29 protein-coding genes are annotated in these 26170 nt (G+C 42.0%); 21 read left to right on the forward strand and 8 right to left on the reverse strand.

What is annotated here, in order from left to right:
* Nucleotides 1-54: 54 nt before the first annotated feature.
* Together QWZ17_RS09100 and QWZ17_RS09105 are read right to left on the reverse strand one after the other, a co-directional pair.
* Complete coding sequence (locus QWZ17_RS09100; protein ID WP_290304852.1) at nucleotides 55-1842, reverse strand: ABC transporter ATP-binding protein; 1788 nt, start codon at nucleotides 1840-1842, stop codon at nucleotides 55-57.
* Between the two features lie 126 nt (nucleotides 1843-1968).
* Nucleotides 1969-2187 carry a GDCCVxC domain-containing (seleno)protein gene (locus tag QWZ17_RS09105; RefSeq protein WP_290304853.1) on the reverse strand — a complete coding sequence of 73 codons (219 nt, stop codon included), beginning with the start codon at nucleotides 2185-2187 and terminating at the stop codon, nucleotides 1969-1971.
* 68 nt (nucleotides 2188-2255) lie between these two features.
* On the opposite strand from QWZ17_RS09105, the gene QWZ17_RS09110 reads away from it, so the two are divergent.
* Entirely contained in the window at nucleotides 2256-3122 is an 867-nt protein-coding gene (locus QWZ17_RS09110) for a helix-turn-helix domain-containing protein (protein ID WP_290304855.1), read from the forward strand.
* Nucleotides 3123-3190: 68 nt separating this feature from the next.
* Nucleotides 3191-3841 carry an HD domain-containing protein gene (locus QWZ17_RS09115; RefSeq protein ID WP_290304857.1) on the forward strand — a complete coding sequence of 217 codons (651 nt, stop codon included), beginning with the start codon at nucleotides 3191-3193 and terminating at the stop codon, nucleotides 3839-3841.
* Between the two features lie 224 nt (nucleotides 3842-4065).
* Here the strand turns inward: QWZ17_RS09115 and QWZ17_RS09120 are convergent, their stop codons facing one another.
* Nucleotides 4066-4851, reverse strand: a complete 786-nt coding sequence (locus QWZ17_RS09120) for a glycoside hydrolase family 16 protein (protein WP_290304859.1) — start codon at nucleotides 4849-4851, stop codon at nucleotides 4066-4068.
* A gap of 997 nt (nucleotides 4852-5848) precedes the next feature.
* On the opposite strand from QWZ17_RS09120, the gene QWZ17_RS09125 reads away from it, so the two are divergent.
* On the forward strand, nucleotides 5849-6445 hold the full coding sequence (locus QWZ17_RS09125) for an FMN-dependent NADH-azoreductase (protein ID WP_290304860.1): 597 nt from the start codon (nucleotides 5849-5851) through the stop codon (nucleotides 6443-6445).
* Between the two features lie 46 nt (nucleotides 6446-6491).
* On the opposite strand, the gene QWZ17_RS09130 is transcribed toward QWZ17_RS09125, so the two are convergent.
* On the reverse strand, nucleotides 6492-6803 hold the full coding sequence (locus QWZ17_RS09130; protein WP_290304861.1) for a hypothetical protein: 312 nt from the start codon (nucleotides 6801-6803) through the stop codon (nucleotides 6492-6494).
* 97 nt (nucleotides 6804-6900) lie between these two features.
* On the opposite strand from QWZ17_RS09130, the gene QWZ17_RS09135 reads away from it, so the two are divergent.
* The 11 genes from QWZ17_RS09135 (at nucleotide 6901) to QWZ17_RS09185 (ending at nucleotide 14334) form a co-directional block, all read left to right on the forward strand.
* Nucleotides 6901-7191, forward strand: coding sequence for a hypothetical protein (locus QWZ17_RS09135; RefSeq protein ID WP_290304862.1), 291 nt, complete (start codon nucleotides 6901-6903; stop codon nucleotides 7189-7191).
* Nucleotides 7175-7828 (forward strand): ATPase, encoded by a 654-nt coding sequence (locus QWZ17_RS09140; RefSeq protein ID WP_290304863.1) that lies wholly within the window; start codon nucleotides 7175-7177, stop codon nucleotides 7826-7828. The genes QWZ17_RS09135 and QWZ17_RS09140 overlap by 17 nt, the downstream gene beginning before the upstream one ends.
* 131 nt (nucleotides 7829-7959) lie before the next feature.
* Complete coding sequence (locus tag QWZ17_RS09145) at nucleotides 7960-9027, forward strand: Glu/Leu/Phe/Val family dehydrogenase (RefSeq protein WP_290304864.1); 1068 nt, start codon at nucleotides 7960-7962, stop codon at nucleotides 9025-9027.
* Nucleotides 9028-9079: 52 nt separating this feature from the next.
* Complete coding sequence (locus tag QWZ17_RS09150) at nucleotides 9080-10027, forward strand: transcription antitermination protein NusB (RefSeq protein ID WP_290304865.1); 948 nt, start codon at nucleotides 9080-9082, stop codon at nucleotides 10025-10027.
* A gap of 21 nt (nucleotides 10028-10048) precedes the next feature.
* Nucleotides 10049-10507 carry a DUF1573 domain-containing protein gene (locus QWZ17_RS09155; protein ID WP_290304866.1) on the forward strand — a complete coding sequence of 153 codons (459 nt, stop codon included), beginning with the start codon at nucleotides 10049-10051 and terminating at the stop codon, nucleotides 10505-10507.
* 15 nt (nucleotides 10508-10522) lie between these two features.
* Nucleotides 10523-10843, forward strand: coding sequence for a preprotein translocase subunit YajC (gene yajC / locus QWZ17_RS09160; RefSeq protein ID WP_290304867.1), 321 nt, complete (start codon nucleotides 10523-10525; stop codon nucleotides 10841-10843).
* 264 nt (nucleotides 10844-11107) lie between these two features.
* Nucleotides 11108-12055, forward strand: a complete 948-nt coding sequence (locus tag QWZ17_RS09165; RefSeq protein ID WP_290304868.1) for a CdaR family protein — start codon at nucleotides 11108-11110, stop codon at nucleotides 12053-12055.
* On the forward strand, nucleotides 12055-12654 hold the full coding sequence (coaE, locus tag QWZ17_RS09170; protein ID WP_290304869.1) for a dephospho-CoA kinase: 600 nt from the start codon (nucleotides 12055-12057) through the stop codon (nucleotides 12652-12654). Before QWZ17_RS09165 ends, coaE begins: the two co-directional genes overlap by 1 nt.
* A 45-nt stretch (nucleotides 12655-12699) precedes the next feature.
* Nucleotides 12700-13638, forward strand: a complete 939-nt coding sequence (locus QWZ17_RS09175) for an MBL fold metallo-hydrolase (RefSeq protein WP_290304871.1) — start codon at nucleotides 12700-12702, stop codon at nucleotides 13636-13638.
* On the forward strand, nucleotides 13638-13811 hold the full coding sequence (locus QWZ17_RS09180; RefSeq protein WP_290304873.1) for a C1orf53 family protein: 174 nt from the start codon (nucleotides 13638-13640) through the stop codon (nucleotides 13809-13811). The genes QWZ17_RS09175 and QWZ17_RS09180 overlap by 1 nt, the downstream gene beginning before the upstream one ends.
* A 73-nt stretch (nucleotides 13812-13884) precedes the next feature.
* A complete protein-coding gene (locus QWZ17_RS09185) occupies nucleotides 13885-14334 on the forward strand; it encodes a MarR family winged helix-turn-helix transcriptional regulator (RefSeq protein ID WP_290304874.1) in 450 nt (149 codons plus the stop codon).
* Nucleotides 14335-14515: 181 nt separating this feature from the next.
* Here the strand turns inward: QWZ17_RS09185 and QWZ17_RS09190 are convergent, their stop codons facing one another.
* The 3 genes from QWZ17_RS09190 to QWZ17_RS09200 are packed head-to-tail and all read right to left on the reverse strand — an operon-like array spanning nucleotide 14516 to nucleotide 17113.
* Complete coding sequence (locus QWZ17_RS09190; protein ID WP_290304875.1) at nucleotides 14516-15589, reverse strand: family 10 glycosylhydrolase; 1074 nt, start codon at nucleotides 15587-15589, stop codon at nucleotides 14516-14518.
* Complete coding sequence (locus tag QWZ17_RS09195) at nucleotides 15582-16709, reverse strand: carbohydrate-binding family 9-like protein (RefSeq protein ID WP_290304876.1); 1128 nt, start codon at nucleotides 16707-16709, stop codon at nucleotides 15582-15584. The genes QWZ17_RS09190 and QWZ17_RS09195 overlap by 8 nt, the downstream gene beginning before the upstream one ends.
* On the reverse strand, nucleotides 16709-17113 hold the full coding sequence (locus QWZ17_RS09200) for an EVE domain-containing protein (protein WP_290304878.1): 405 nt from the start codon (nucleotides 17111-17113) through the stop codon (nucleotides 16709-16711). Before QWZ17_RS09200 ends, QWZ17_RS09195 begins: the two co-directional genes overlap by 1 nt.
* 304 nt (nucleotides 17114-17417) lie before the next feature.
* Between QWZ17_RS09200 and QWZ17_RS09205 the strand changes: the two genes are divergently transcribed.
* The 7 genes from QWZ17_RS09205 (at nucleotide 17418) to QWZ17_RS09235 (ending at nucleotide 24529) form a co-directional block, all read left to right on the forward strand.
* Nucleotides 17418-18419 carry a sensor histidine kinase gene (locus tag QWZ17_RS09205; RefSeq protein ID WP_290304879.1) on the forward strand — a complete coding sequence of 334 codons (1002 nt, stop codon included), beginning with the start codon at nucleotides 17418-17420 and terminating at the stop codon, nucleotides 18417-18419.
* Nucleotides 18412-19191 carry a LytR/AlgR family response regulator transcription factor gene (locus QWZ17_RS09210; protein WP_290304880.1) on the forward strand — a complete coding sequence of 260 codons (780 nt, stop codon included), beginning with the start codon at nucleotides 18412-18414 and terminating at the stop codon, nucleotides 19189-19191. The genes QWZ17_RS09205 and QWZ17_RS09210 overlap by 8 nt, the downstream gene beginning before the upstream one ends.
* A 678-nt stretch (nucleotides 19192-19869) precedes the next feature.
* A complete protein-coding gene (locus QWZ17_RS09215; RefSeq protein ID WP_290304881.1) occupies nucleotides 19870-20715 on the forward strand; it encodes a sterol desaturase family protein in 846 nt (281 codons plus the stop codon).
* Nucleotides 20716-20774: 59 nt separating this feature from the next.
* Nucleotides 20775-21500, forward strand: a complete 726-nt coding sequence (locus tag QWZ17_RS09220) for a hypothetical protein (RefSeq protein ID WP_290304884.1) — start codon at nucleotides 20775-20777, stop codon at nucleotides 21498-21500.
* Nucleotides 21501-21524: 24 nt separating this feature from the next.
* A complete protein-coding gene (locus QWZ17_RS09225; RefSeq protein ID WP_290304885.1) occupies nucleotides 21525-21938 on the forward strand; it encodes a DUF4890 domain-containing protein in 414 nt (137 codons plus the stop codon).
* 127 nt (nucleotides 21939-22065) lie between these two features.
* The gene (locus QWZ17_RS09230; RefSeq protein WP_290304887.1) at nucleotides 22066-23148 is read left to right on the forward strand and encodes a serine hydrolase domain-containing protein; all 1083 of its coding nucleotides are present in this window, start codon (nucleotides 22066-22068) and stop codon (nucleotides 23146-23148) included.
* Nucleotides 23149-23380: 232 nt separating this feature from the next.
* Nucleotides 23381-24529: an acyltransferase family protein gene (locus tag QWZ17_RS09235; protein WP_290304888.1), complete on the forward strand. Its 1149-nt coding sequence runs from the start codon at nucleotides 23381-23383 to the stop codon at nucleotides 24527-24529.
* Between the two features lie 237 nt (nucleotides 24530-24766).
* Here QWZ17_RS09235 and QWZ17_RS09240 read toward each other — a convergent pair whose 3' ends face one another.
* Complete coding sequence (locus tag QWZ17_RS09240; protein ID WP_290304889.1) at nucleotides 24767-26011, reverse strand: NAD(P)/FAD-dependent oxidoreductase; 1245 nt, start codon at nucleotides 26009-26011, stop codon at nucleotides 24767-24769.
* Between the last annotated feature and the right edge of the window lie 159 nt (nucleotides 26012-26170).

Here is a 26170-nt window from a genome sequence, read left to right on the forward strand (position 1 = left end):
AATTGCGCTTTTTGAAACAAAACAAGGCTTTAATTGTGCGGGAGTTAATTTTATTTACGCGTCCTGTTCTTCTTCCAGCAATTGCTTTTCGTATAACTCAAAATAGCTGCCTTTTAGCTGCATCAGGTATTCGTGGTTGCCATGCTCAATAATTTCGCCGTTATCCATTACCAAAATCTTATCGGCATTTTTTATGGTTGATATGCGGTGCGCTATAATAATGCTGGTTTTACCCTTCATTACCCGGCCCAGGTTGTTCAGAATCTCCTCTTCGGTACGGGTATCAACCGCCGAAAGACAATCGTCAAAAATCAGGATTTGCGGATGCTTAAAAATAGCGCGGGCTATGGATACCCGCTGTTTTTGGCCGCCGGATAAAGTAACACCCCGCTCCCCTATCAGCGTAGCAAAACCATGCTCTAACTCCACAATATTATTGTAAACCGCGGCATCTTTAGCGGCCTGTTCCACAACCGGTAAGTCCAACACATCGGCACTAAAAGCGATATTATTGGCAATGGTATCAGAAAACAGGAAAACTTCCTGCGGTACAAAACCAATTTGCGACCGGTAACTTTCTAAATTCAATTGCTCCAACGGAATTTTATCGGCCAAAACCTGCCCCCCGGTAGCATCATACATGCGCATCACCAAGTTGGCAATGGTTGATTTACCAGAACCGGTGCGGCCAATGATAGCCACCATTTGCCCCGGTTCTATTTTAAAGGATACATTTTTTAGGGCCTCGATGCCGGTATCGGGATAAGTAAACGATACATTATTAAATTCAATAGCACCCTTGATTGGATGTGCCGGTGCTTTGGAGGATATGATCTCGGGCTGCTCATGCAAAAACTCGTTGATGCGTTTTTGGGATGCCGCAGCGCGCTGAATAAGCGAGGTTACCCAACCCAAAGAAATTACAGGGAAGCTGAGCATGTTGAGGTATACAATAAATTCGGCAATGTTGCCTGATGAGATATTGCCCTTCATCACCTCCACCCCGCCTACATACATCGTAATCACGTTACTTAAACCCACCAACAACAACATAATAGGGTAAAACAGGGCCTGCACTTTGGCCAGCGCCATGGAGTGAATTTTATAATTTTCACTTTCGGTAGCAAAATTTTTGCGTACAAAACCCTCACGCACGTATGATTTGATGACCCGGATGCCCGAAAAATTCTCCTGCACAAAACTGGATAAACCCGATAAACGCTGCTGAATTTGCTCGCTGCGGTAATTGATCACATTGTTTACATAGTAAATAATACCCGCCAGGATAGGCAACGGCAAAACCGAAAATATAGCCAGCCTTACGTTTACCGTGAGCATGGCATAAATAACCAACACAAACAGCACTACGGTATTAATAGTATACATAATACCCGGGCCAAGGTACATGCGCACACGGCTTACATCCTCGGTAACACGGTTCATTAAATCGCCGGTGTTGTGACGGCGATAAAAAGCCAGCGAAAGGCGTTGATAGTGACTATATATCTCGTTTTTAAGATCGTACTCAATATGGCGCGACATGAGGATAATGGTTTGTCGCATAAAAAACAGGAACAAACCACGAAGTAAAGCCAGCACCAGCACCAATACGCCAAACAGCATTAGGCTGCTGCCAAAAATATCATAGATCATGCCCTGGCGGTTAAAACCGGCAAACAGCTGGTAAGCGCCGATATTTTCGGTTACCAAATCAAAGGCTACCCTGATAACCTGGGCCGGCAGCACACCAAAAATGTTAGATATAATTACAAATAACACGCCCGGAATTAAATGCCAGCGGTATTTATAAAAGAATTTATTGAGGTATGCGAGATCTTTCATTTATGTTAGTCCGGAAGTGGGGGAAAGTCGGTAAGACCGAAAGACGCTGCAAAACCGGGTAATCAAAAGTATTAATTTTTAGGTGGATTGGGGGCGATGGAAAGTCGGATTGGTGTAAGAAAATGGTTAATAACCGCAGCATGAATTGCCGGCCTGTATGGGCGGGCATTTTACGGTAGCGTAACTACAATACACACAGCAGTCGCCCGGCAAAGGTTTTAAACGCGCATTGCAAGCCTCGCATTCATAAAAATACTGACAACTATCCGTTGGCATAGTTTCTTCTTTTTGAAACCCGCATTGCGGGCAGGTAATTACCGATTGAAGTTGAATTGCCTTAGCCATTTACAATTTATTACATTTAATAGATCAAAGATCAACACATTTTACGGTAATTGCAGCTACGAAAATAAATGAACAGCAAAGCCCCTCTGCCAAACATACAAACAGAAAAAGAAATAAAAGATTCCTTTGCCATAAGGTATATAGACGCGTTGAGTTTTACACACCAATCGGTTTGCAGATTGAACTATCATCGAATCTTCCTGATTACACAGGGTACTGGCAATATTCAAATTGATGAGGCAAGCTACCCCGTTACCGGTAATGAACTGTTTTTGTTAGCCAAAGGACAATGTTATCAATTCGATGACCAGACCATGATCACCGGCTTTGAACTTTGCTTTGGCGATTGTTTTTGGGATAAAACCCCACCAAGCGCCAATAATTGCAAGGCCGTTTTATTTAACAATGCCACAGCCAACCAACATGTATTGGTGGGCGATGCCGATATTACCGAACTCATTTTTCATTTTAAAACCCTGCGAGATGAATTTCTGAAGGCCGACTACATCAACAAGCCCGATGTGCTGGCAGCCTACCTCAAAATCATCATGATTAAAATAGCCAACCTTAAATCGCTATTAACCGATGGGCACGAGAACTATGATAACCAATTGTATCGCCGTTTTTTGGAATTAGTAAGTAAAAACTACCAAAGCACGCACGAGGTTAATGAGTTTGCAGGGTTACTGGGAATCTCAACCAGGAAACTGACCGACCTTTGCAATAAATGCGGTGGCAAAGGCGCCAAGGATATCATTAACGGGCAACTTATTGCCGAAGCTAAACGCGCTTTACAGTTTTCTACCAAGCCGGTTAAAGAAATTGCCTTTCAACTCAACTTCGCTACGGCCGACCACTTTAGTCATTTTTTCAAGAAAAACACCCAGATGTCACCTTTTCATTACCGGTCGCGCTTTGCGCATATTGGCATGTGATAGGGGCTTTCTGACATTTTTTAAAAAGCTTGCCGACCTAATTTTGAGCAAAATTAATCATCAAAATTATGTTTGTAAATAAATTAAAATCCGTAGCTGGGATAATCATCCCCGATAGTACTATTGCTACCCATGCCACTGAACTTTTGCTTGAACATGGTACCGAATTTATCTATAACCACTCTTTACGCGTGTTTCTGTTCTCATCCCTAAACGGCAAACGTAACAACTTCAAATACGATGCGGAATTACTTTATGTAAGTTCTGTTTTTCATGATCTGGGTTTAACCAAACATTATAGCAGCGCCGATTTGCGGTTTGAGGTAGATGGCGCTAATGCTGCGCGCGATTTTCTGAAAAGTCACGGTTTGCCAAAAGACCAGTTACAATTGGTTTGGGATACCATAGCCCTGCACACTACCATTGGCATTGCGGAGCATAAAGAGGCAGAAGTAGCGCTGATGTACTCGGGCGTGGGACTTGATGTGATGGGCGAAGGCTATGAAAACCTAAGCCAGGCAAACCGCGAGGAGATCATCAGGGCTTTTCCACGGAACGACTTTAAGAAAAACATTATTCCTACCTTTTTCAGCGGCTTTGAGCATAAAACCGAAACAACCTTTGGCAATATCAAGGCTGATGTTTGCGCCTTTATGATCCCCAATTTTCATCGTAAAAACTTTTGCGATTGCATTTTGCATTCGCCATGGAGTGAGTAATTGCCCGATATCATTGCCGTTGACTTTAGTCAACGGAATACCAATAAAAAAACAAGGGACTTTAGCCAAAACCCGCTTAAAGAGTTTGGCTAAAGCCCCTTTTTAGTTCCTTCTTTTACCGTTGACTAAAGTCAACGGCAATGAATTTCCCCAATATTTAAACCCACTAATAAACAATAGAGATACGTGGTAGCATATCCCTATTGTTTTTTAGCAACAGCCGCTTACAAAGCAGTAAACTTAAAGCTATGGATAATGATTTCAACATTTTGTCCATTTGTAGGTGCCGAGCCACCGTATAACCACAAATTCATGTGTACCGGCATGGATAAGGTACTGATAGATGTACCGGGTGAATTAAATGTAGCCGTTTGGAACTGATTGGCATCTCCATCCTGGAAACCATAAAGGCTTTGCAGCTTTACACTGGTGCTGGTACGTTTAAAACGGTGAGTAGTATATGTGCCGTTTGGCGTAGTAAACGAGGCCGTGTACACACCCGGGCTCGCGGTTACGCCTGTCGCAGGCCAAATGGTATAGTTAAGATTATCCCAGGCGGCATTACCCCAGCGGGCAATTTCAATATCCATTTCATCATGCTGATCATTACCAGAGTAATTATACATTCCCAGCACAATGTTTTTATCAAATGAGCCTATGGCACCTTCAACCTGCCACTGATAAGTACCATAGCCTAAACTTGCTGTGGTGTAAACCTCGGCACATTCCCAATGCCCGGTTGCCGAATTGTAGGCCGCTTTTAAGTGCAGCCAGCCATTGGCATCAACCCAGGCGTAGGAAGCATTCCAATAGTTTGGCCCCGGATAGGTTTGGCCAGCCGGCGCGTTGATAACCCAGGTGTAGCCGCCAAAAGATAAGGTGCTGGCCACTTCCTTCTTTTTTGCTACCGTATTTACAGCAGCCGGCGCGGCCGGATTAACCGCCGATTTTTCTTTAGAACATCCCGCGGCAATCATTGCAGCTAATAAAACAAAGCAGATTTTTTTCATGTTTTTTAATGATTAAGTGATTGAATTATTTATTTGTGAGCGTGTTATTCCTGTCGATTTTTGGGCATAGCAATTCCCGTAACAGCCGCTGGGCTGCTTCAATTTTTTAAATCATATAATGTTTATTGTTTTAGGGTGTACGTTGGCGTTTTAAATTGCAGATCATAATTGGCGTTTAAAAAAAGGTAAATTATAAATCAACAATTAAAATTTTGTTGTTTAACTACAAGTGCGTAGCATTCAGCTTTTTTACCAATAAAATTTGAAAATATTTTTTGTGAAGTGGAAACATGCCGACGAGTGGGAAGTAATGTCGGCTGGCGGTGGAGGCGGTTAAAGGAATAAATTAAGAAAACGCCTTCATGCCACGCGCAATAGTAGTGGATAAACTAACCTATCTCCTATTCAGTGCAATATTATAAAGCTATGATGCCTTTTTTTGAGACAATGCAGCCATATCCCGCTAATAAGGAGTTAAAAAAAAGATCAAGCCAAACCATGAGGTACCGCACTAAAAATAGCGGCCTCATGTGCCGGCTCATGGCTTAAACAGCCCGTTTAAAAGAAATTTGGGCCATGGCTGCTCCCGATTGGGAACTTGTTAACCCTGCCATGCGCGTGATCACAATGTGAATGATCGCGATACATTTTGGAGTTACGATTAGCGTCGGGTAGTACTTCTGATTTAATAGTTTCAGTCTTGTCAGGCTGAGTAACTGGTGCGTTTTTCTTCTTCATGACAAATTCTCCTGATTTAAGTTTGTAGTACAATTGGTAATACTAATTTAACTATAATGATACTCATTTCCAACAGGTCTTAAAGATTTATTTTAGTCATTACGCCAGGCTTTTCCGGGCAAATCCCGGCCATCCATTGCCTCATTAAAGTTGATTTCAGGGGCCGGCTATCCCAAAGGATAGTACTATCCTTTGGGATAGTCTGATGTTTTTAAAGGCTACGATAGATAGGTTTGTGGCATACTTTAAAAACAAACAAATGAAAATATTACACCTCGTATCAAGCCCTCGCGGCGCGGCCTCAGTGAGCATTCAGTTAGGGAATGCTATTGTCAAAAAACTACAGGCTGCTCATCCCGGCAGCAGCGTTATAACCCGCAATCTTTCCCAAAACCCATATCCACACTTGGAGGATGTGCATGTCCAGTCATTTTTTACACCTGCCGAAAAGCGTTCGCCGGAATTAGCCGAAGCCATTAAAAATTCTGACGCGGCTATTGCCGAATTAAAAGCTGTTGATGTGATTGTGATAGGCGTACCTATGTACAATTTCACCATCCACTCCACCCTGCAAGCCTGGATCAACCACATTGCCCGTGCCAACGAAACTTTCAACTATTCGGGTGGTACGCCGGAAGGTTTGGTAAAAAACAAAAAGGTTTACCTGGCCATCGCGTCTGGCGGGATTTACTCTGAAGGAGTTATGAAAGCTTATGATTTTACCGAGCCTTATTTACGCACCGTATTAGGCTTTTTAGGGATGACTGATATTACCACCTACCGCGCCGAAGGTTTAAAAGTACCGGCCTTGCAGGAGACCGCGCTGAGTAAAGCGGTAGAAAGCATCGAGGTATAAGCATCTTATTAATCTCCTTGACTTCTAAAAGTCAGGGAGATTATAACTATTTATAATAATCTTCTGTAGATGCCGCGAGCGACAGCAAATCCAGCACCGGCTCAACCTCCAGTTCGCTTGCCCAAAGTTCAGCAGCAAATTTTTTGAATGATTCCAACCCCTGCAATACCAGGTGAGCTTCCTCGCTTTCAAACTGATCAAAGTGCATAAAGGTTTTACCATCGGGCAGCAGCCATGCCCCGTATTTAATACCCGGATGGTTCAATTGTTTTAATTCATTAACCACCGCGGCAATATTGGCCTGGTTAGTGGCGGCATATTCGGCTTTGGTGGTGTATTGTACGCGTACTACTTTCATGGGGATGAGTTTTTAATAAAGGTAATGATCTCGGCTTTAGCTTTTAATTATTAAATTTGTAGTCACTTGCAAAATACAACATTAAGCAATGACCAACATGAGTTCGACAGCAATTATCAATAACTTCTCCAATACTTATAGTTTAAAAATAGCGTCGATGCAGGATGTTATTCGTAAGCTTCGTAGCGAGGATTTGAAGCAGGGGCATTGTTTCATGATTTTTGATGAAAACCTGCCCGAAGATCAAGCTTACTATGAATATCCGGATGGCAATATCCAAATTGAAAAACTCGACAAACGAAACATCGAAATTCCAAGACAAATAGTAAAGGTTTTAAATAAAAGCGAAGCCGCTATTGTTAGAAAAGCCCATGGCCTCAATTATTAAGCCCCAGCTTTTTATTGTAACTGGCAGCAACGGGGCGGGTAAATCCACATTAAAGCAAACTTTGTTGCCCCCTGAATTTAGTGATCTTAATATTTTTGATGGCGACATTTTTTTCACCCAAAAAAGTACTGAGTTTTATAAAAAATATAAAAGCTCTAAAGAGTCGCGAAAACTTGCAGAGGCAGCCTTAGAAGAACATTTCCTTGACTTAACGGCTCAACATATACGAGAGAAACTTCATTTTGCTTATGAAGGGCATTTCACTGGAGCAGGTGCGTGGAAAATCCCCGAAAAATTTAAAGAAGCAGGATTCGAAATTCATTTAATTTTCTGTGGCCTGAATAATTTGTATAAATCTGTACAACGTGTCGATATACGAGTTAAAAAAGGAGGATTTCATGTTCCTCCTCTGGCAATCGAAAACAACTTTTACGGAAACATGGAGATGCTAAACAAAAACTTCAAAATGTTCCACTCAATAGAAATTTTAGATACATCCAACAATAACATCCTACCGGTTTGTAGCATCACCCAATCAGGGTCATTTACTCCCCTCTCAAATGCCGAAATACCAAACTGGTTCAAAACAGGGCTTCCCGAAATTTACAGGCTTCTGGTTCCCCTGCCTCCAAAATGACATTCAAACCAACTTTTACCTTAAAACACAAGCTTTGCAAGTCAATTAAACTTTGGCGAAACCAAAAAAACACCTACTTTTGTGCCGCCTTAAAACATTTACTGCCATAGCTAATGTCCGTTCAACCATCAATGCAATCTATATTCAGTCAGCTCGATACTTTCGGGCACAAAAAAGTGGTGTATTGCAGTGATCCGGAAACGAATCTGAAAGCTATTATCGCAATACATGATACTACGTTAGGTCCGGCTTTTGGCAGTACCCGTATGTGGAGCTACAAAACAGAGGCCGATGCACTGGAAGATGTATTGCGCCTTTCAAAAGGCATGACCTATAAATGCGCCATCGCAGGCCTTAACATGGGTGGCGGCTACTCGGTTATCATTGGCGATTCGCGCCGCGATAAAACCGAAGCTCTTCTGCGGAAGTTCGGTCGTTTCATTAAAAACCTTAACGGCGAGTTTATTACATCCGAAGATGTAGGCACTAATCCGCGCGATATGGAATACATCCGTATGGAAACCGAACATGTTACCGGCATTCCCGAGTCATTGGGTGGTAGTGGCGATCCTTCGCCCGTTGCAGCTAAAGGTGTTTTTATGGGGATTAAAGCCTGCGTTAAAGAACAATTTGGCAGCGATACCCTTACCGGTCGCTCGGTAATTGTACAAGGCGTTGGCCACGTAGGCGAGCACCTGGTGCGCTTACTGCGTGAAGAAAATGTAAAGGTTTATGTAAGTGATATACAGGAAGACCGTATTGGCCAGATAGCCAAAAAATACGGAGCCCAGGCGGTATCAAACAACAGTATTTTTGATATCGACGCCGATATTTACGCGCCATGCGCTTTAGGCGGCACGGTTAATACCCAAACTATCAATAAACTAAAATGCAGCATCATTGCCGGTTCGGCCAATAACCAGTTATTGAACGAGGCTGAACATGGTACCATGCTGTTAGATAAAGGCATTTTGTTTGCCCCCGATTATGTGATTAACGCGGGTGGCATTATCAATTGCTATTCGGAGTTGAAGGGCTTCAGCAAAAAACGCACTATTCAGCTTACCGAAAATATTTACGACGTTACACGCAACATTTTAAAACTTTCAAAGCTCGAAAACATTTCTACTACCGAAGCGGCCAACAAAATTGCCGAGAAACGGATAGCAGATATTAAAAAAGTAAAATCATCATATTAATTATAATAAATTAACCGTTTGCTATTTATAGCAAATCAAATCGTTCTTACACATGTTAAACAGAAGGCACCTACGGGTAAAAGTATTACAGGCATTGTACGCGTTCCATCAATCGGACGTTAGAGAAATTAAGCAGCACGAAAAAAACATGCTGGGCAGTATTGACCAGGTTTTTGAAATGTATGTTTGGATGCTGTCGCTGATTTCTGAAGTGGTTAGTTTTGCCGAAAACGACGCCGCCGAAAGAGCCAACAAACATTTACCCACCGCCGATGACCTTAATGCCAACCTTAAAATTATTGGCAACAGGTTTATCCTTTCCTTAAATGATAACAGGGATTACCTTATTGCTTTAAAAAAGTATAAGGTTGATTGGGGCTTTGAGCCCGAATTGGCAAAAACCCTGTTCATCACTCTTAAAAACTCACCTGAATATGCCGAATACCTGGCAAAAACAGGCGACACTATCCAAACGGATAAAGACATCATTAAATTTATTTTCAAAAAAGTAATTCTGAAATCATCATTAGCCGAGCAGGTTTTTGAAGACAAGTTTATTTTTTGGCCCGTAGATAAAGATGTATTACAGGCACTCATCGCTAAAACATTCAAAAACTTTTCGAGCGAAGATTACAAACAAAACCACCTGGCCGAAATTACCGGTAACTGGGTAGAAGACCGTGAATTTGTAGTTGATCTTTTTGAAAAAAGCATCCGTTTTGATACCCCTTACCAGGAGTTGATAGCCGCCAAAACCACCAACTGGGAGCCAGACCGTATTGCGATGATGGATACCTTGTTAATGAAAATGGCTATTACAGAGTTCATTAACTTCACTTCTATCCCGGTTAAAGTTACTATTAATGAGTACCTGGAAATTTCAAAGGAGTTTAGCACACCTAAGAGTAATTCATTTATAAACGGTATCTTAGACAAGATTTTGATTGACCTTAGGGCCGAAAACAAAGTCAAAAAAATTGGCAGAGGATTAATAGAATAACCACTATAGCGCTTTTAAAAAATGAAGAAACTGTTTTTAAGCTTAGTAACCGCAGGCCTGTTATTATCGGCCTGTAACCAATCAAAAACCAGCAGCACAACCGCGGCAGCAGATAGCACCGCAACACCAGCGGCAGGCGCTACAACCACTGCAGATGCAGCCAATGCACCGGTAATGAAGTTTGAAAAAGAAAGCCATGATTTTGGCAAAATCAAACAAGGTGATAAGGTTAATTACGATTTTAAATTTACCAACACGGGTAAATCGCCATTAATTATCAGCGAAGCGCATGCTACTTGCGGCTGTACTATACCGGAGTGGCCAAAAGCACCTGTTAAACCAGGCGAAAGCGGCGTAATCAAGGTTACATTTAACAGCGCCGGCAAAACCGGTTTACAGGATAAGCAAATTACCTGTACTGCCAATACCGTACCCGCGCAAACTATGGTACACCTTATTGGCGAAGTTTTAACTAAATAATTTTTAATTTAAACAATGATAGCAACTATTTTTTTACAGGCCGCCGGTCAGCAAGGTTATGGCATGTTGATACCAATGGTATTAATTATCGTGGTATTTTATTTTTTCATGATCCGTCCGCAGGTTAAAAAGCAAAAAGATCAAAAGAAATACGTAGATGAACTTAAAAAAGGCGACAGGGTGGTTACCACCGCCGGCATCCACGGCCGTATCATCGACCTTAACGACACTACTTTTTTAGTTGAAGTTGATAACGGTAAAATCCGTTTCGATAAATCAGCAATTTCTTTAGATGCCTCAAAAGCATTGAACGCACCAGCTACTGTGAAAGCTTAAGCTTTCACGAGCAAAGATAAAAAGACAAAGGAGCAAGGATTTAAAGACAAAAGACTTAAAACTCCAAAAGGCGAAAGAGAACTGGTAGTTTTACCATTACGCTTTCGCCTTTTTTAGGATAAAGGAGCAAAGACAAAAGATTTAAGGCGAGGAAATTGACGACTTTCAACTTGCCTTCAGCAAAAAATCCTTTATCCTTACTCCCTAAATCCTTTATGCAAGAAAGTCCTTACTCCTTGCTCCATAAATCCTTACTCCAAAAGAATGGCTATAGTAAAATTATCAGCAACAGAACGCAGGAGGCTCTCGGTATTTTTTACCTGTTTGGGGCTGGCTATTATTGCCTGGATTTTTACTACGCTGTCAAGTCCGTTGCCTTATACTATTGATACGGCGGTAACTTACAAAAACACGCCACAGCGTCGGGCCTTTCATTCTTTACAGGCCGATACCCTTAAAGCTACGGTACAGGGAACAGGCTGGCAAATGCTGTTTTCTAAAATGCGGGCCGATAGTAAACCCATCACCATCGATCTATCGCCATTGGAAACACGTAATTACGTTGTGCTAAGCACCCAGCTAAAACAAATTAACGCAAAGCGGGATGCAAATCAACAGATTTCGGTAATTGACCCCGATACCCTTTATTTTGATTTCAGCAACAGGCTCACCAAAAAGGTGCCGGTAACAGCATTAATGAACATCAGCTATCAAAAACAATTTGCCGTATCGGGCAATGTAACTATCAAACCAGCCTATGTAACCGTGAGCGGCCCTACTGATAGGTTAAAGGAAATTACGGATTGGCGAACAGACTCTATCCATGCCGATAAAATAAACGAAACCATTAACACCAGGATAAATTTACAGCCCGTTAAGGAGGGCAATTTAAATGTATACCCCAAAACCGTGCAGGTAATTATCCCTGTTGATGAGTTTACCGAAAAAACATTAGATATCCCCGTTAAACTCATCAACAACCACAATTACGATAATGTTAAGGTGTTTCCGCAAAAGGTGAGGGTTACCTTTACTACCTCCTTAAACCGGTATAAGGATATGACAGAGGATTTATTTGAGGCCACTGCCGATCTTGACCTTTGGCGCGATCACGGATACTCAACCCTGCCGGTAGTAGTTAACCGCTTCCCTCCTTTTTGCAAAATTGTTAAGGTTGTTCCGGCTAATATTGATTTCATCATCAAAAAATAATGCTTAAAGTAGGTTTAACAGGCAATATAGGCAGCGGCAAAACCACGGTAGCCAAAGTTTTTGAACTGCTGGGCATCCCCGTTTTTTATGCTGATGATGAAGCTAAAAAGGTAATGGTAACCGATGCGATATTGATAGCCGCCATTAAACAGGCCTTCGGTGTGGTATCCTACTTTGACGATGGCAGCCTTAACCGTAAACACATTTCGGCCATTGTTTTTAATAACCCTGCCGAATTGGAGAAACTAAACGCGCTGGTACATCCCGCGGTTTTCAGGGCCTTTGATAAGCTGGAAAGCGACGCTAAAGATGCGCCTTATATTATTCGTGAAGCGGCTATTTTGTTTGAAAGCGGATCTTACAAAACCTGTGATCGTACGCTGATAGTTACCGCACCTTTTGAAAAACGAATGGCCCGTGTAGTGGAGCGCGACAACATTGCCATAGCCGAAGTTGAAAAACGCGAAGCCCGCCAGATGCCCGAAGAGGAAAAGAAAAAACTGGCAGATGATATCATCATTAACGATGATGTGCAATTGGTGATACCGCAGGTGATAGCTTTACATGAGAAGTATTTATCACTCGCCAATACATTATAAAAAATTAGCTTTATGCTTTAAGCGTTCCGCTTTCGGCTCCCAAATATGATACTCGACGATTTTGTACTGATAGATGAAAAAGGACTTTACTGCAAGTACGGCGATTTTTACCTCGACCCTAAATTACCTGCCACACGCGCGGTAATTACCCATGCCCATGCCGACCACGCCATCAGCGGTAACAATGAGGTTTACTGTACCCGCGCTACGGCAAATGTGATGCAGTTACGTTATGAACGCTCGGCAGCCAAAGTGTTTAACATCATTACTTTTAATGAACCTTTTACTATTGGAGGGGTAAGCATCACGTTTATACCCGCCGGCCACATGCTTGGTTCGGCGCAAATTCTGATGGAGTATAATGGTTCCAGATACTTGTATACCGGCGATTACAAATTACAGCCCGATGCCACCTGCGAGCCTATTGAATGGGTTACTACCGATGTGCTGATCACGGAAAGTACCTTTGCTGACCCAGCCGTTATTCACCCCGATCCTATTGAAGAGATCAAGAAGATCAACGCTATTAAAAGCAATATACTTTTGGGCGCTTACGGATTAGGCAAAAGCCAACGGCTAATTAATTTGATTACCCAGCATGCCCCACAAAAAAAAATCCTGGTACACCATAAAATAATGCCCATCAACGCCATTTACGAGCGCATGGGCGTTATGATAGGCAAATACCAAATGTACGGCCGTAAACTAATGAAAGTGCAGGACGAGTTTGTATACATAGTGCCACCCTTTACGTTTGATAGTTACATCAGGGCTACAGGGGTTAAACGCTTATTTGCTTCAGGCTGGAAAAACCTGCAGGTTAATAACCAGGATACGCTTTTTATATCCGACCACGTGGACTGGAACGATATATTAGAAACTATTGCCCGCACCCAACCCAAACAGGTTTGGACGCTTCACGGCGATGGCAGGCACCTTAAAAACCATTTTAAAGACCAGATACTGGTTAAAATACTCAACTAATGTTACAGGAAGGTGTTGACTATTATATAAACGAGGACGGCAACTTTGTTTTTACCAAACAATACCACCAAAAACGTGGCTATTGCTGTAAAAACAAATGCCTGCATTGCCCCTGGGATTATGGCAAACCCGAAAAAAGCAACAACCAACCGGAGAAGCAACCGGAGGATTAACGAAATGCCGCTGTGCCGATAACAACAAATTAAAAATAATTAGAGATATTTGCACTTTAGTCATTAAACTATTATGCGGATAGACGACGAAATACAAAGCACTAATTTTGAGGATAATTACCACAAAGTTGCTATCAACATTAACTATACATCGGGTTGGTTAGGTAATTATTTCCGTTGCCATTTTGATAAGCATAACCTTACACAGCAGCAGTTTAATATTCTGCGTATTTTAAGAGGTCAGTATCCAAAACCGGCAACTATCAATTTGTTGAAGGAACGGATGATTGATAAAATGTCGGACGCGAGCCGTATTGTTGACCGCCTGATTCAAAAAGAACTGGTTTCACGTTGTACCAATAACAAAGATCGCCGCGCAGTTGACATCCGAATCAGCGAACTTGGTCTGCAAACCCTTGCCAAAATGGACGAAGAGTTTAAAACCCGCGAAGTACTTAAAAACAACCTCAGCGAAGAAGAAGCCGGGCAATTAAGTGATTTATTGGATAAGTTGAGGGGGTGAGTTTATCAGATGTGCAGATTTCAAATGTGCAGATATGCAGATGAATTTCACTCAATGTGCAGATTTCAAATTTGCAGATATGCAGATGAAAAATAATGTAAGATTTGAAGATTTCTTGTCATCATATTCAAATTCTCAAATCAATATCATCTGCACATCTGAAATCTGCACATTTGCACATCTAAACTTTAGTTTCCTGCTTTAAAATATCCAGTATCCCCGGCGTAACGTGGCCGAAAAAGGAAACCCCGGCTGCGCCATTCTTCAGCGCGTATTGTATACCGGTACGAATTTCCTCTTCATTCTTAAAATCAGAAATATAAAGGCCTGCGTACAGCGGGAATTTGCCATCTAAAAAGTGAACGCCTTCGGCTACGGCATCGCCTATCCAGCGTACGCCTTCTTTGTAAAAACCGTGGTATATCATAGGGCAAACACCATCCAAATGAAAGTTTGTCCAATCCTGCCTCACATTTCTACGGGCAACTTCGGGGGTTGGGAAAACAGCGGCTGTGATGGCTTTTTTATGCTTTTTGGCTACTTCAGAAATACTGTTAACCACGCGAATGATATTGCCGTACCTAAACAACCGCCATGAAAGACTGGCTTCGGGATATTGGATGGCTTTAATATCTTGATTGTATTGCTCTTTAAATTTGGCCTGACAAACCTCGCAATAGCAAAAATCATATTCGGGCAGTTCTTTGGTTTGTTCAATTTTGTAATGATCCCAAAGGTTTAAAGGCAATATTACATCGCAGTAACGCACATAATCCAGGTGAATGCCATCTACATAATCCAACGTTAAAACCTTATCCACAATATCGGTAAGGTAATTTTGCACCTCGGGGCGCGATGGGCAAAGCCACCTGTAATACGTTACATAGGGAGGCTTATCGGCGCAGGAATCGCCATTGCGGCTCTTGCTGTACCAATCCGGGTGTTCGGTGAGTAATTCGGCCCGGTTAAACGTCCATATCCAACGGTGAGCCTCAATACCATGCGCTTTGGCCGCACGGAAATGACGCTCGCTATCAGCCTCAAAAAATATTCCCGTTATACCTGCCGCCTTGTATGCCGTGTAATTGGTTTCTAAATCCAGGTCAGTATCCTTCAAGTTAGGATTGATCCAGATCCAGTTTTTCATTACCTTCTTTTTGGCGGGTAATTTTACCTCGGCAGCAATACCGGCTAAAGGTAATTGCGCGGCAACACCGGCCAATAAACCGGCTTTTAAAAATTGGCGTTTATTCATAGCGTAACGGTTTTAATTGTTCAATGAAACCCTCGTGGTTTATGGCGATCTCTGTATCGTCGGTATTTATAAAAGCGGCAAACTGGGTTTTGGTGGCTTCAATTCTTAGCGTGTTGCGCTTACCATCTATGTCGTATTTACTTTCAATACCGAGTTTACTCAGTTTCGAGGTATATTCATGATGCTCTTTGTACCAAAGCTTTTCGCGGTAATAAATAAGCCACAGGTATTTCTTCTGCTCTTCGGAATAAGGCATTTTAAACACCACATCGTCGGCTTCACGGGTGCTAAACAAAAGATATCCCCAATGCTCGGGACTATGCATGGCAATTTCGCCCTGCGGCGACCACGACCAGTTATGCTCCGGTAGATCACGCCCTGCTGAATCCTTCAGCTTCACATTACGTCCATCAACTATTTTGGCATCATACTCCACCCTCGAAAAATTCAGCCTGTAAATGGTACCATCTTTAGGGATTTGAGGGTTAAAACCCATGGTAATAGCTTTAAAAGGGATAGCCATTTCAACCGTCCATCCCTCATCTCTATCCGCTGTATTATTCAGCGTCCCCTGGATCTTAACCGCCGAACGCAGTCCCTTAGCATCCCAGCCAATCAATCCGCCACCACGGTTGCGATAGGGTTTGTTTAAAAATAAATCGAAAATGGTATTGTAGGCGTTTACCTCTATCTCGTAGTAATTATGCGTTGTTGAACCGGGTTCAATAAAAAGTTCAAAATCGTTGTCGTGGTAAACAATATCGTCGTGATTTTTTAGGGTGGCCCAAACCTGCGGCTCGCTCATGCGGGCGGCTACATATAGACAACTATCGTCCCAAAGCATTTTTACATTGGTTTTGTAAGTTGGCTTCGGCTTTAAATCACCCTCAATATCAACAAAATCATTTGTCCATTTGGCCTGCTGCCATACCGCATCATTAATATCGCCATCAATAACAGGCGCTTTGGCTATATGCCTTACTACATAGCTTTGCGGAACATTAAACAAGTTTTCGAGCCCGCCAAAAGGCGACTGCGCCATGGCTATGGCAGGAGTAAAAAATATGGCGACCATTAAGGCCGCCTTAGCTATATTTTGGAGTTTTGATAGCGCGGCCATTAACTGCCCAGCTCTAAAATGCGATCAAACTCTTCGCGTTTTAATGCCATTACCGATAAGCGGCCCTGTTTTACCAGGCCTACATCTTTCAATTGTTCGTCGGCTTTAATAGTTTCTAACGTTACCGGCTTTTTTAAAGTTTCTACCGGCGATAGATCAACCACAACCCAGTTAGGATCTTCGGTAGTTGGGTCCTGGTAAGATTCCTTTACCACTTTGGCAATGCCCACTACTTCTTTGCCCTCATTACTGTGATAAAAAAGCACCAGGTCGCCCTCCTGCATCAGTCTTAAATTGTTACGGGCCTGGTAATTACGTACGCCATCCCAAAAGGTGCGACCATCCTTATTAAACTTTTCCCAGCTATATTTAAAGGGTTCACTTTTTACTAACCAATGCTGCATCGTGCTAAAAATATGTATACCGTAAAGATGTTAAAAAGCTTTCATAAGTTAAGGGGACTTTTGTAAAAAATAGCCGCGGCCTCACCTAAAATAGCCTCACCTAAATCCTCTCCAAAGGAGAGGACTTTGATTTGCAAGTTGATTAAACGCTAACTCTATACACAAGCAAATCAGAACCCTCTCCTTTGGAGAGGGCAGGGTGAGGCCGACGCTCTTCACCCCTCAAATTTTCAGCTTCACCCTAATTTTTAGCAGCATGATGTTATCTTTAGGTAGATTTACCTGATGAAAAACCGAGAGGCAATTGTGGCTTTACAGTTCCTTGCTGATAGCGTTGCTGCTAAACAGTGCTAAACTACTGGCCTTGCGCGAAAACGGTATTGTAGCCCACTACTGGCACTTTAACGCCGCCGAACTCGGTTTTCAGTTCGCGGTACAGTTTGGCTTTTGTTACCTGTTATTTTACCTCAATTTAAAGGATGGTTGGCTGACCGACTACCGCGACCGGAATAAATACCTCCCTTATTTCATTTACAATATTACCCTATCATTTTTTTGCATGGTAGTTTGCGGGGGCATCCAGAAACGTATTTTCGCTTTTAATGATGGGCAGCTTAAAGGCGCTTTTTGGGCCGGATATTTTACCCGTTTTTCTTTAACGGTAATATTGGTGGGCATTATCATCAAACTTATCCTGCTCATGCGGCAAACCAAAGAGCAGGCGCTCGAAAACGAACGGCTGAAAAATGCCTACACCACTGCCGAACTGGAGTTATTGAAAGAGCAGCTTAACCCCCATTTTTTGTTTAACTCCTTAAGCAGCTTATCGGGCGTGGTGCGGGAAAACCCTGCATTGGCTCAGCAATACATCAAACATTTATCCTCCGTTTTTAGATATACTTTAGTAAAGCCATCAGCACATTTGGTTACCGTTGCAGAAGAACTGACCATGGTAAAATCATTTGCCCAGCTGTTGAAAATGCGCTTTGAGAACGCTTTTGATTTAAAAATTGAGGTTGACGAAAAGTACCTAAACTACAAAGTGCCGCACCTGTCTTTACAGCCCTTGTTAGAAAACGCGGCTAAGCATAACGCGGCTACGCTTAAGTCGCCATTAACGGTTACTGTTAATGTAATTTGGGATCAGTTGACGGTGAGCAATAACCTTAACCCGGTTGAAGCCGAAGGTACCGGTACGGGATTGGCCAATTTAAGTCAGCGTTTTAAGATTTTACTTCACCGGGATATTGAGATTTTGAAAACGGCCGATCAATTTATTGTTAAACTGCCTTTGCTGCATGAATAAACTACGGATTGTTATTGTGGAAGATGAACCGGTTACCGCCCGTAACCTTGCTCATGTTTTGCAAACTATTGATGAAAATATCAGCATTGAGGCCTCGCTCCCCGATGTAAATGACGCCACCGGCTGGTTTAATAACAATAAAAAAGGCTACGACCTGGTTTTTATGGACATACGTCTGGCCGATGGTTTATCCTTTGATATTTTTAAACAGGCTGAAATCCTGAAACCGGTAATATTTGTAACCGCATATAACGATTACGCCATACAAGCTTTCAAAAACAACGGCATCGACTATATTCTGAAACCTTTCGACGAGGCCGAAATTGAACAAGCCCTTAACAAGTTTAAAAGATGGATGGCTCAATCGCCCCAAAACGAAAACGCGCAACCCTTTGCCCAGTTATTGGAGCAGATGAAGGTGCTGGCCAAACCTTATAAAAAATCGTTCCTGGTACATTTCAGGGACAAACTGATCCCGGTAGAAACCGCCAAGATAGCCTGGTTTTATACCGCTCATGAAATTGTATACGTCCGAACCGCAGATGGGCATCAATACAACATTGAGTTTACCATGGAGCAATTGGAACAACAATTAGACCCCAGCCTTTTCTTTAGAGCTAACCGCCAGTTTCTAATAAATCGTGGGGCTATTGCCGAGGTAGATTTTTACTTTAACGGGCGCCTATCCCTAAAAATGAAACCGGAACCGCCGGAGAAGATTTTGATAAGTAAGGCAAGGGTGCCGGAGTTTAAGAAGTGGATGGATAGTTAGTTGGGATTTTCGATTTCGGATGTTCGATTTCGGATTTGAAATTTAAAACCGAAACAGCGGCGGCCTTGTGCGATTCCTTCCTTGGGGAAGGAGGGTAAGGGTTTCTGCGTCATGGTTTCCAATGCATTGGCCAAGCGGGCTTATTACTCATGACTTTCACCATCCTTACAAGTACATTTAGTAGAAACGAATAACATCGGCCCGCTCATTCGCCGCGGGAAGGGGCTTGTTACTTTTTTCTTGATAAAAAAGTAACAAAGACCGAGCACAGCGAGATAATGAACACCAATAAAAATAAATTACTGGTGAATAAATCAAGTCAGCAGAAATGCTTCTTTGCGCTCAAGGCCTTTGCCCTGCAAAACGGACAGAACCTGGGCTGGATTATTTTGCCCTAACCCTCATTCCCCCACGCATGCAAAAACTCCTATGCCCTGCCACTGCACTACCCACCATCGTTCTGCCCGTTTTCGCCCGAAGCTGTTCTGCTGACACTTTTCGGAACACGAGGCGCTTTCGTTTCGCAACCTATGGTAGGTATTTTCACCATAACCCAAAATACTAAGACACAATAGGAACCAATCACTTCACCCCCTACTTTTTCAGCTTCACCTTGTTTAGCCAAACTTAGGTAGCATTTTCTGGTCAATTTTATATTGTCAATAAAACATAAAGAAAATGAAACATCAAGTTGGCCCCTACCGCATATACATTTTATTATTCCTGGCTGTAATGGTTACAGCCGAGATTATCTGGAGCTGGAGAAAGGATAAAGGCGCATATAATGTTAAAGAAACCTTATCAAACCTTTCGGTGTTTGCAGGCTTCCAGTTATCTAAATATATTTTTGCCGGGTATCAATTAGCCGTGCTGGGTATTTTTGCAAACCTTACGCCCATTCATTTGCCACGCAACGCCTGGGTTTTCGTGCTTACCTTTTTTACCACCGATTTTATTTACTACTGGTTTCATCGCATATCACACATCTGGAAGCCGCTTTGGGCTTTCCATTTGGTGCACCACTCGGCTATGCATATGAACCTTACTGCCGCCTATCGCTTAAACTGGTTTTCTGCGCTGATTAGTCCGCTGTTTTTTATACCCGCAGCGTTGCTGGGCTTGCCTTCCGACTTTATCATCATCTCCTACGTACTTAACCTGGCCTATCAATTTTTTTTACATACCGAAGCTGTGGGCACTTTAGGTATAATTGAAAACTTGATGGATACGCCTTCATCGCACCGGGTACATCATGGCAGCAATCCTATTTACATTGATAAAAACTTTGGCGGGGTGCTTATCATCTGGGATAAATTATTTGGCACTTATCAGCCCGAAACTGAAAAAGTACAATACGGACTAACCACCGGCTTTGTAAGCTATAATCCTTTTATGCTGATGGCTCAGGGCTTCATCGAGTTATTTAAGGGTAAACCATTAAAACAAACCAAAAAAGAAGCATCGACAGTAAAAATTAAAGACGTGACTTTAAAGACCGGTGAATATAACCAACTGGCTTCCTGATCAATCAAACGCAAAATCAAACAGAACACAAATAATCTAAAAACGTAAAAGCTAATATTATGAAAAACTTGAAAACAACAATGGTGATGTTATTCATAACATCGGGACTGGGTTTAGGATTGTACTCTTGTAAAAAAGATGCAGCCGCAACAAGCACCCCTGTTACTGTAACCGAGGCAGATGCTGCCGAACTGGCCACCGACGCCATAACCCCTACAACAGGCGGGTTTGCCTTGCAGGTAAACAGTTCGGTAAGTATCTATAAAAATGTAGCCTTAAGCTGTGGGGGAAAAAAAGACTCTACCATTAGTAAAACAAGCGCCAGCGGCGCAACACCAGCCTATAGCTACAACTTAAGCTGGGATTACATGCTTACCTGCGCGGGGATAGTACCAAGCCAGCTAACGTTTAACTTTACAGGCAGCAGCACTTTTGACGGCCCACGAATGTCGTCAGATGATAAAAGCACCGGCGGCTTTGTACTTACCAATTTGCAGCCTACAGCATCAACATATACCTTAAGCTCAACTTATGTACGTAACGGTACGCAAACTTCAAAAATAGCCCGTAAATACACTTTTACAAGTAATTTAAGCATAACATCAAACAATGTGCTTGTTGATAAAACTACCTTGAAAATAGTATCTGGTACGGCGGCCGTTACTTTAACAGGCACTTCATCATCGGGCAAAAGCTTTAGCTTTAACGGCACCATTACCTTCCAGGGTAATAACAAAGCCAACCTGGTTTTAATTAGCGGCGCAAGCTATGCCATTAGCTGGTAAACTGCATTTTAGTAAAACATTCCAATGATGAAAAAGCCAAACAATCTATTTAAAACCTGCGTAAGGGTTTGTTTAATGCTGATGATCTGCCTGACTACTGGTTCGGCATTTGCCCAGGGTACAGGGCCCGATCTTAAAAACTCCACGCCCGAGGACAGGGCAAAATTCCAAACCGGCACCATGGTTACCAAACTGAAGTTGGATAGCACACAGGCTGATAAGGTGAGGGCAATCAACTTAAATTACGCTTATAAATTTCAGTCGGTATTGAAAAGCGACGACGGCAGGTTTAGCAAGGTAAGGCAGATTATGAAACTACAGGAGGCTAAAGACCAGGAGCTAAAACCCGTATTTACCGAGGCTCAGTTTAAACAATACCAGGATATTGAACAGGCCATGAAAAACCAACTGATGCAAAGAGCAAAAAAAGCAAATTGATTTCGGATTAACTCCGTTGAAGGCTCCGCCGTTTCGGATGTTCGATTTCGGATTTAGAATTTTGAATAGCGCCCGGGTTATAGCAAATTTATGAGCCGGGCGCGTTCCGTTTTTTATTTAGAGAGTTATGAAAAAGATAGTCCTGATATTACTGTTGGTTGCAGCAAGTACGCTCACCTCTCACGCCCAACACAATTTTGAAAAAGTTGACCAATGGCTATCTGCCAATGTAGAGCAAATGGGCGGTCGGGTAATTTTAGTGGTGTATAAAGATGGCAAGGTGATATATACCGGCAGTAAAACGGATATGACGATGAAGCAAAAATTCGTCACCAAAATGATTGCCCGCAAAATGGGCAAAACGCCAAACACCGATGCCTTTACGCCAACATCTAAAATACCGGTAGCCAGTTGCAGCAAATGGTTTAGCGCCGCCCTTGTCATGACTTTTGTTGATGAGGGCAAGTTAAAGCTTGATGATACCGTTGGTAAATATCTGCCTGTGCTTTCAAAAAGCGGCAAGGGTGGTATTACTATAGCCGAATGTTTATCGCACCGCACTGGCATCAGAGCGCCCGATTTGAAGGAGAGTTTACAGGAAATGCGGCAGATGAACAGCATGGATGAAGCCATTCAAAACATAGCCGATATGCCGATGGAAGGCAAACCAGGCACTGTGTTCAGGTACAGCAACACCGGTTTGCAAATTGCCGGTGCCATCATCGAAAAAATAAGCGGTAAAAGCTTTGAAACACTTTTTGCCGAACGTATTGCCCAACCGTTAAACATGTCAAATTCCGATTTTGGCAAAGGACCGGTAGCATTACCGGCGGGCGGCGCATACAGCACCCCTAACGACTATTTGAATTTCCTGGTGATGATCCTTAACAAGGGCACCTTTAACGCCAAGCGCATTTTAAGCGAAAAAAGCATTAACGAAATGCAAATTGACCGTATTACGGCCAATGTTAAAATAGCCTACTCCCCTGCCGAAGCCGGCAATGCCGGTTATGGTTTTGGCGAATGGGTGCTAAAAGTTCCGGGAACGAATAAAACATTTTTTATCAGTAGTCCGGGTTTATTTGGCAGCTTTCCGTGGGTGAACAACGATAAGCATTACGCCGCTTTTATGATGACATTTTACCTGAATAACGATGGCAGGAATAAACGGTATTATGAATTGAATGAGTTGGTGAATGAGGCGTTGTGATTAGTATAGTTTGTTGAATAAACCAATAAAAACATTACTTTTTTAAATCGTCATCATCAGAACCGCCTTATTCCAGTTTCTGCATAGGCTTCGAAAACTTATTATAACTAAATAATATTCAATATTTTACAAGAGAAACCGACCCTATCAATCAGAACATTAAGTACAATTTTACGAGATTTTAACTTGTGAGGCTAATAACATCTGCCTTTAGAAAGGGGCGGCTTACATCGTGATTTTTTTATTATTTATCTATCTTAGCCGTCGAATGAAAAAAATACACTACCCAAACCTCAATTTTGTTAGATCACTTGCGGCTCTCATCGTTGTATTTCATCATACCGAGCAACTTAAATCACTTCACGGTTTACCGAATCATTGGGGGTACCCACCAGTTGTATTAGTTGGAAAATTAAGTGTCGATCTGTTTTTTTCATTGAGTGGCTTCCTAATCACATCTTTAATATTAGCAGAAAAAGAAAGCTTCAAAAGAGTAGATATCAAGAAATTTTTAATGCGTAGGGTATTGAAAATTTGGCCTTTATATTATTTAATATTTGTAATTGCCATATTAATTAACTTTTACATCCCGGCACTTCGGTTAAATAGCACCTTTATTTCACCCCAGGGAAGTTTTATCGAAAATATATTTTTGTATATCGCTTTCTTACCCCATGTTCAGATCTATTTTATTGGCCCAATACTGTATTGCGCCCAGGCTTGGTCAATAGGCATTGAAGAGTATTTTTATCTTTTTTGGCCTTTTGTAGTTAACCGTCTAAAATTTAAAGGCTTGATGATTTTTATCATCGGCTTTGTTATTGTATACCTTATAGCTGTAGCTGGGGTAAAACATTTATACATTACTAAATACCACACCAACGTTTTTTGGAGCGAACTAAATGATTTCATGCGCGATGGCTTAAAGTTTGATTGCTTGCTAATCGGAGGTTTCTTTGCTATACTAAATATCAAATTTGATTTAAAAAAATATCTTACCAATAAATTTTTCCAGGCATTTTTATACGTTTTAGAGATATTTTTAGTGTTTTACGACGTTGTTCCAAAAATGGTAATGTGGGAAGTACACGCCGGTATTTATGGCTTAATCATTTATAATCTTGTACATCCTGATACCAGCATAATCAATATGGAATATCCTATATTCAACTTTTTGGGTAAAATATCGTACGGGATTTACATGTACCACATAGTTGTGGTAAACGTACTGATTGTTTTATTAAATCATTTTCACGCAATGTATCTGCTTTATCCACTTGTATATATAGGGGTTATTTGCTTAGCGTGGATATCATTTAATTATTATGAAAAGTACTTCCTTAATTTAAAAACGGCTTATCAAAAATTCGCTACAGGTTGATCATCAAAAGGCAATTCACGCTATTACTCGCCTTGCAAGTGCAAAAAGTTTGATAAATACTTTTGCTTGACCACAAATACATCGTTGCGTTTGTTTAACTAACAAAAAATTAATCCATTTTAATACTAAAAACAATAAAGCGAAAGCCTTACTGAGTTTTTAAAACTCAGTAAGGCTTTCGCTTTATTGTTTTGCCTTTAAAGGTTAAAAGGCAGTTGTCTAATTTATAAACTATTCTTAGTTTCTATCCGGTGCAAAAGCATCAATACCAATAGCCGTTTTATCGCCCGATACAATCTCCTGTACCAATAAACCTGTAGCCGCACCTAAGCCCAGACCCATCATCCCGTGGCCGGTAGCTATAACCAGGTTACTGAATTTATTGCTACGACCTATATAAGGCAAACCATCGGCAGACGAAGGACGGAAACCAAACCAGATATCTTTTTCAGTTGGTACCGCCGGTTTTAAACCAGGGAAGTATTTAGGTACCGATTCAACAATGCCCTTTACCCGGTTCATATTAATGCGGCTGTTAATCTTATCCAGCTCCATAGTACCGCCGTAGCGTAAGCCACCATTCATCGGGGTAATGGCTATACGGGCTTCGGCCAACAAAGCGGGGATCTCCATCGCTGGTACTTCTTGCTTCACGTTAAAGGAATATCCTTTACCAGGCATCAGCAAAATCTTTATGCCTAATAACTTCCCAATAGCCGGCGACCATGAGCCACCTGCCACAATATATTCATCGGCAGTAAATTTTTCGTTGTGCGATAACACAGTGCTTACTTTACCACCGGTAGTTTCAATTTTAGTTACCTCTTTATTGGTCACCAGGTTTACGCCGGCGCCTTTCAGGTATTTTAAAAAGGCAGCCATCAGTTTATTGGGCGATAAGTGCGCATCGCAACGGTAATGTACCGCGCCTAATACATCAAGCTCCAAATTGGGCTGTAATGCCTTACATTCTGACGGGCTAAGCACTGCCATATCCAAACCCAACTCCCGCCCTTTTTCAGCCATGTGGGCTTCTTCTTCACCTGCCTTTTCGGTTTTGTAAAACATCAGGATGCCTTTTTCTACCAGGTCGAAATCAAAGCCGGATTGCTTGCTTAAATCTTCGTAAAGTTTTTTGCTGAGCAAGGATAGTTCGGTTAAGGGCGTGGCCGATCTTTCAACATGACCGGCGTTTGCTTTCTGCAAAAATTTCAATCCCCAGGAAATCAACTGCGGATTCAAGGATGGTTTAACATAAAACGGACTTTTACTGTTAAACATCCACTTAATTCCCTGCGACACCATACCCGGCGTAGCCAGTGGAATAAAATGACTTGGCACAATCATACCGGCATTGCCGTATGAACAGCTATCGGTCATATCTCCCTTATCCAAAACCGTTACCTGGTGCCCGGCCTTGTGCAAATAGTAAGCCGAGCTTAAACCAACTATACCACCACCTATGATCAGTACTTTTGACATTTTTATTTTAGAGCTTAAAGCCAAAGGCTTAATTTATTTACCAACCGTCATTGCGAGGAACGAAGCAATCCCAAACTATACAGGGCCGATTTACATGGCTTATCTGCTAATTGGGGATTGCTTCGTTCCTCGCAATGACGGATTATTTTATTTATTTCT

It is taken from the genome of Mucilaginibacter flavus (genome assembly GCF_030409315.1).
Classification (GTDB): Bacteria; Bacteroidota; Bacteroidia; order Sphingobacteriales; family Sphingobacteriaceae; genus Mucilaginibacter; species Mucilaginibacter flavus.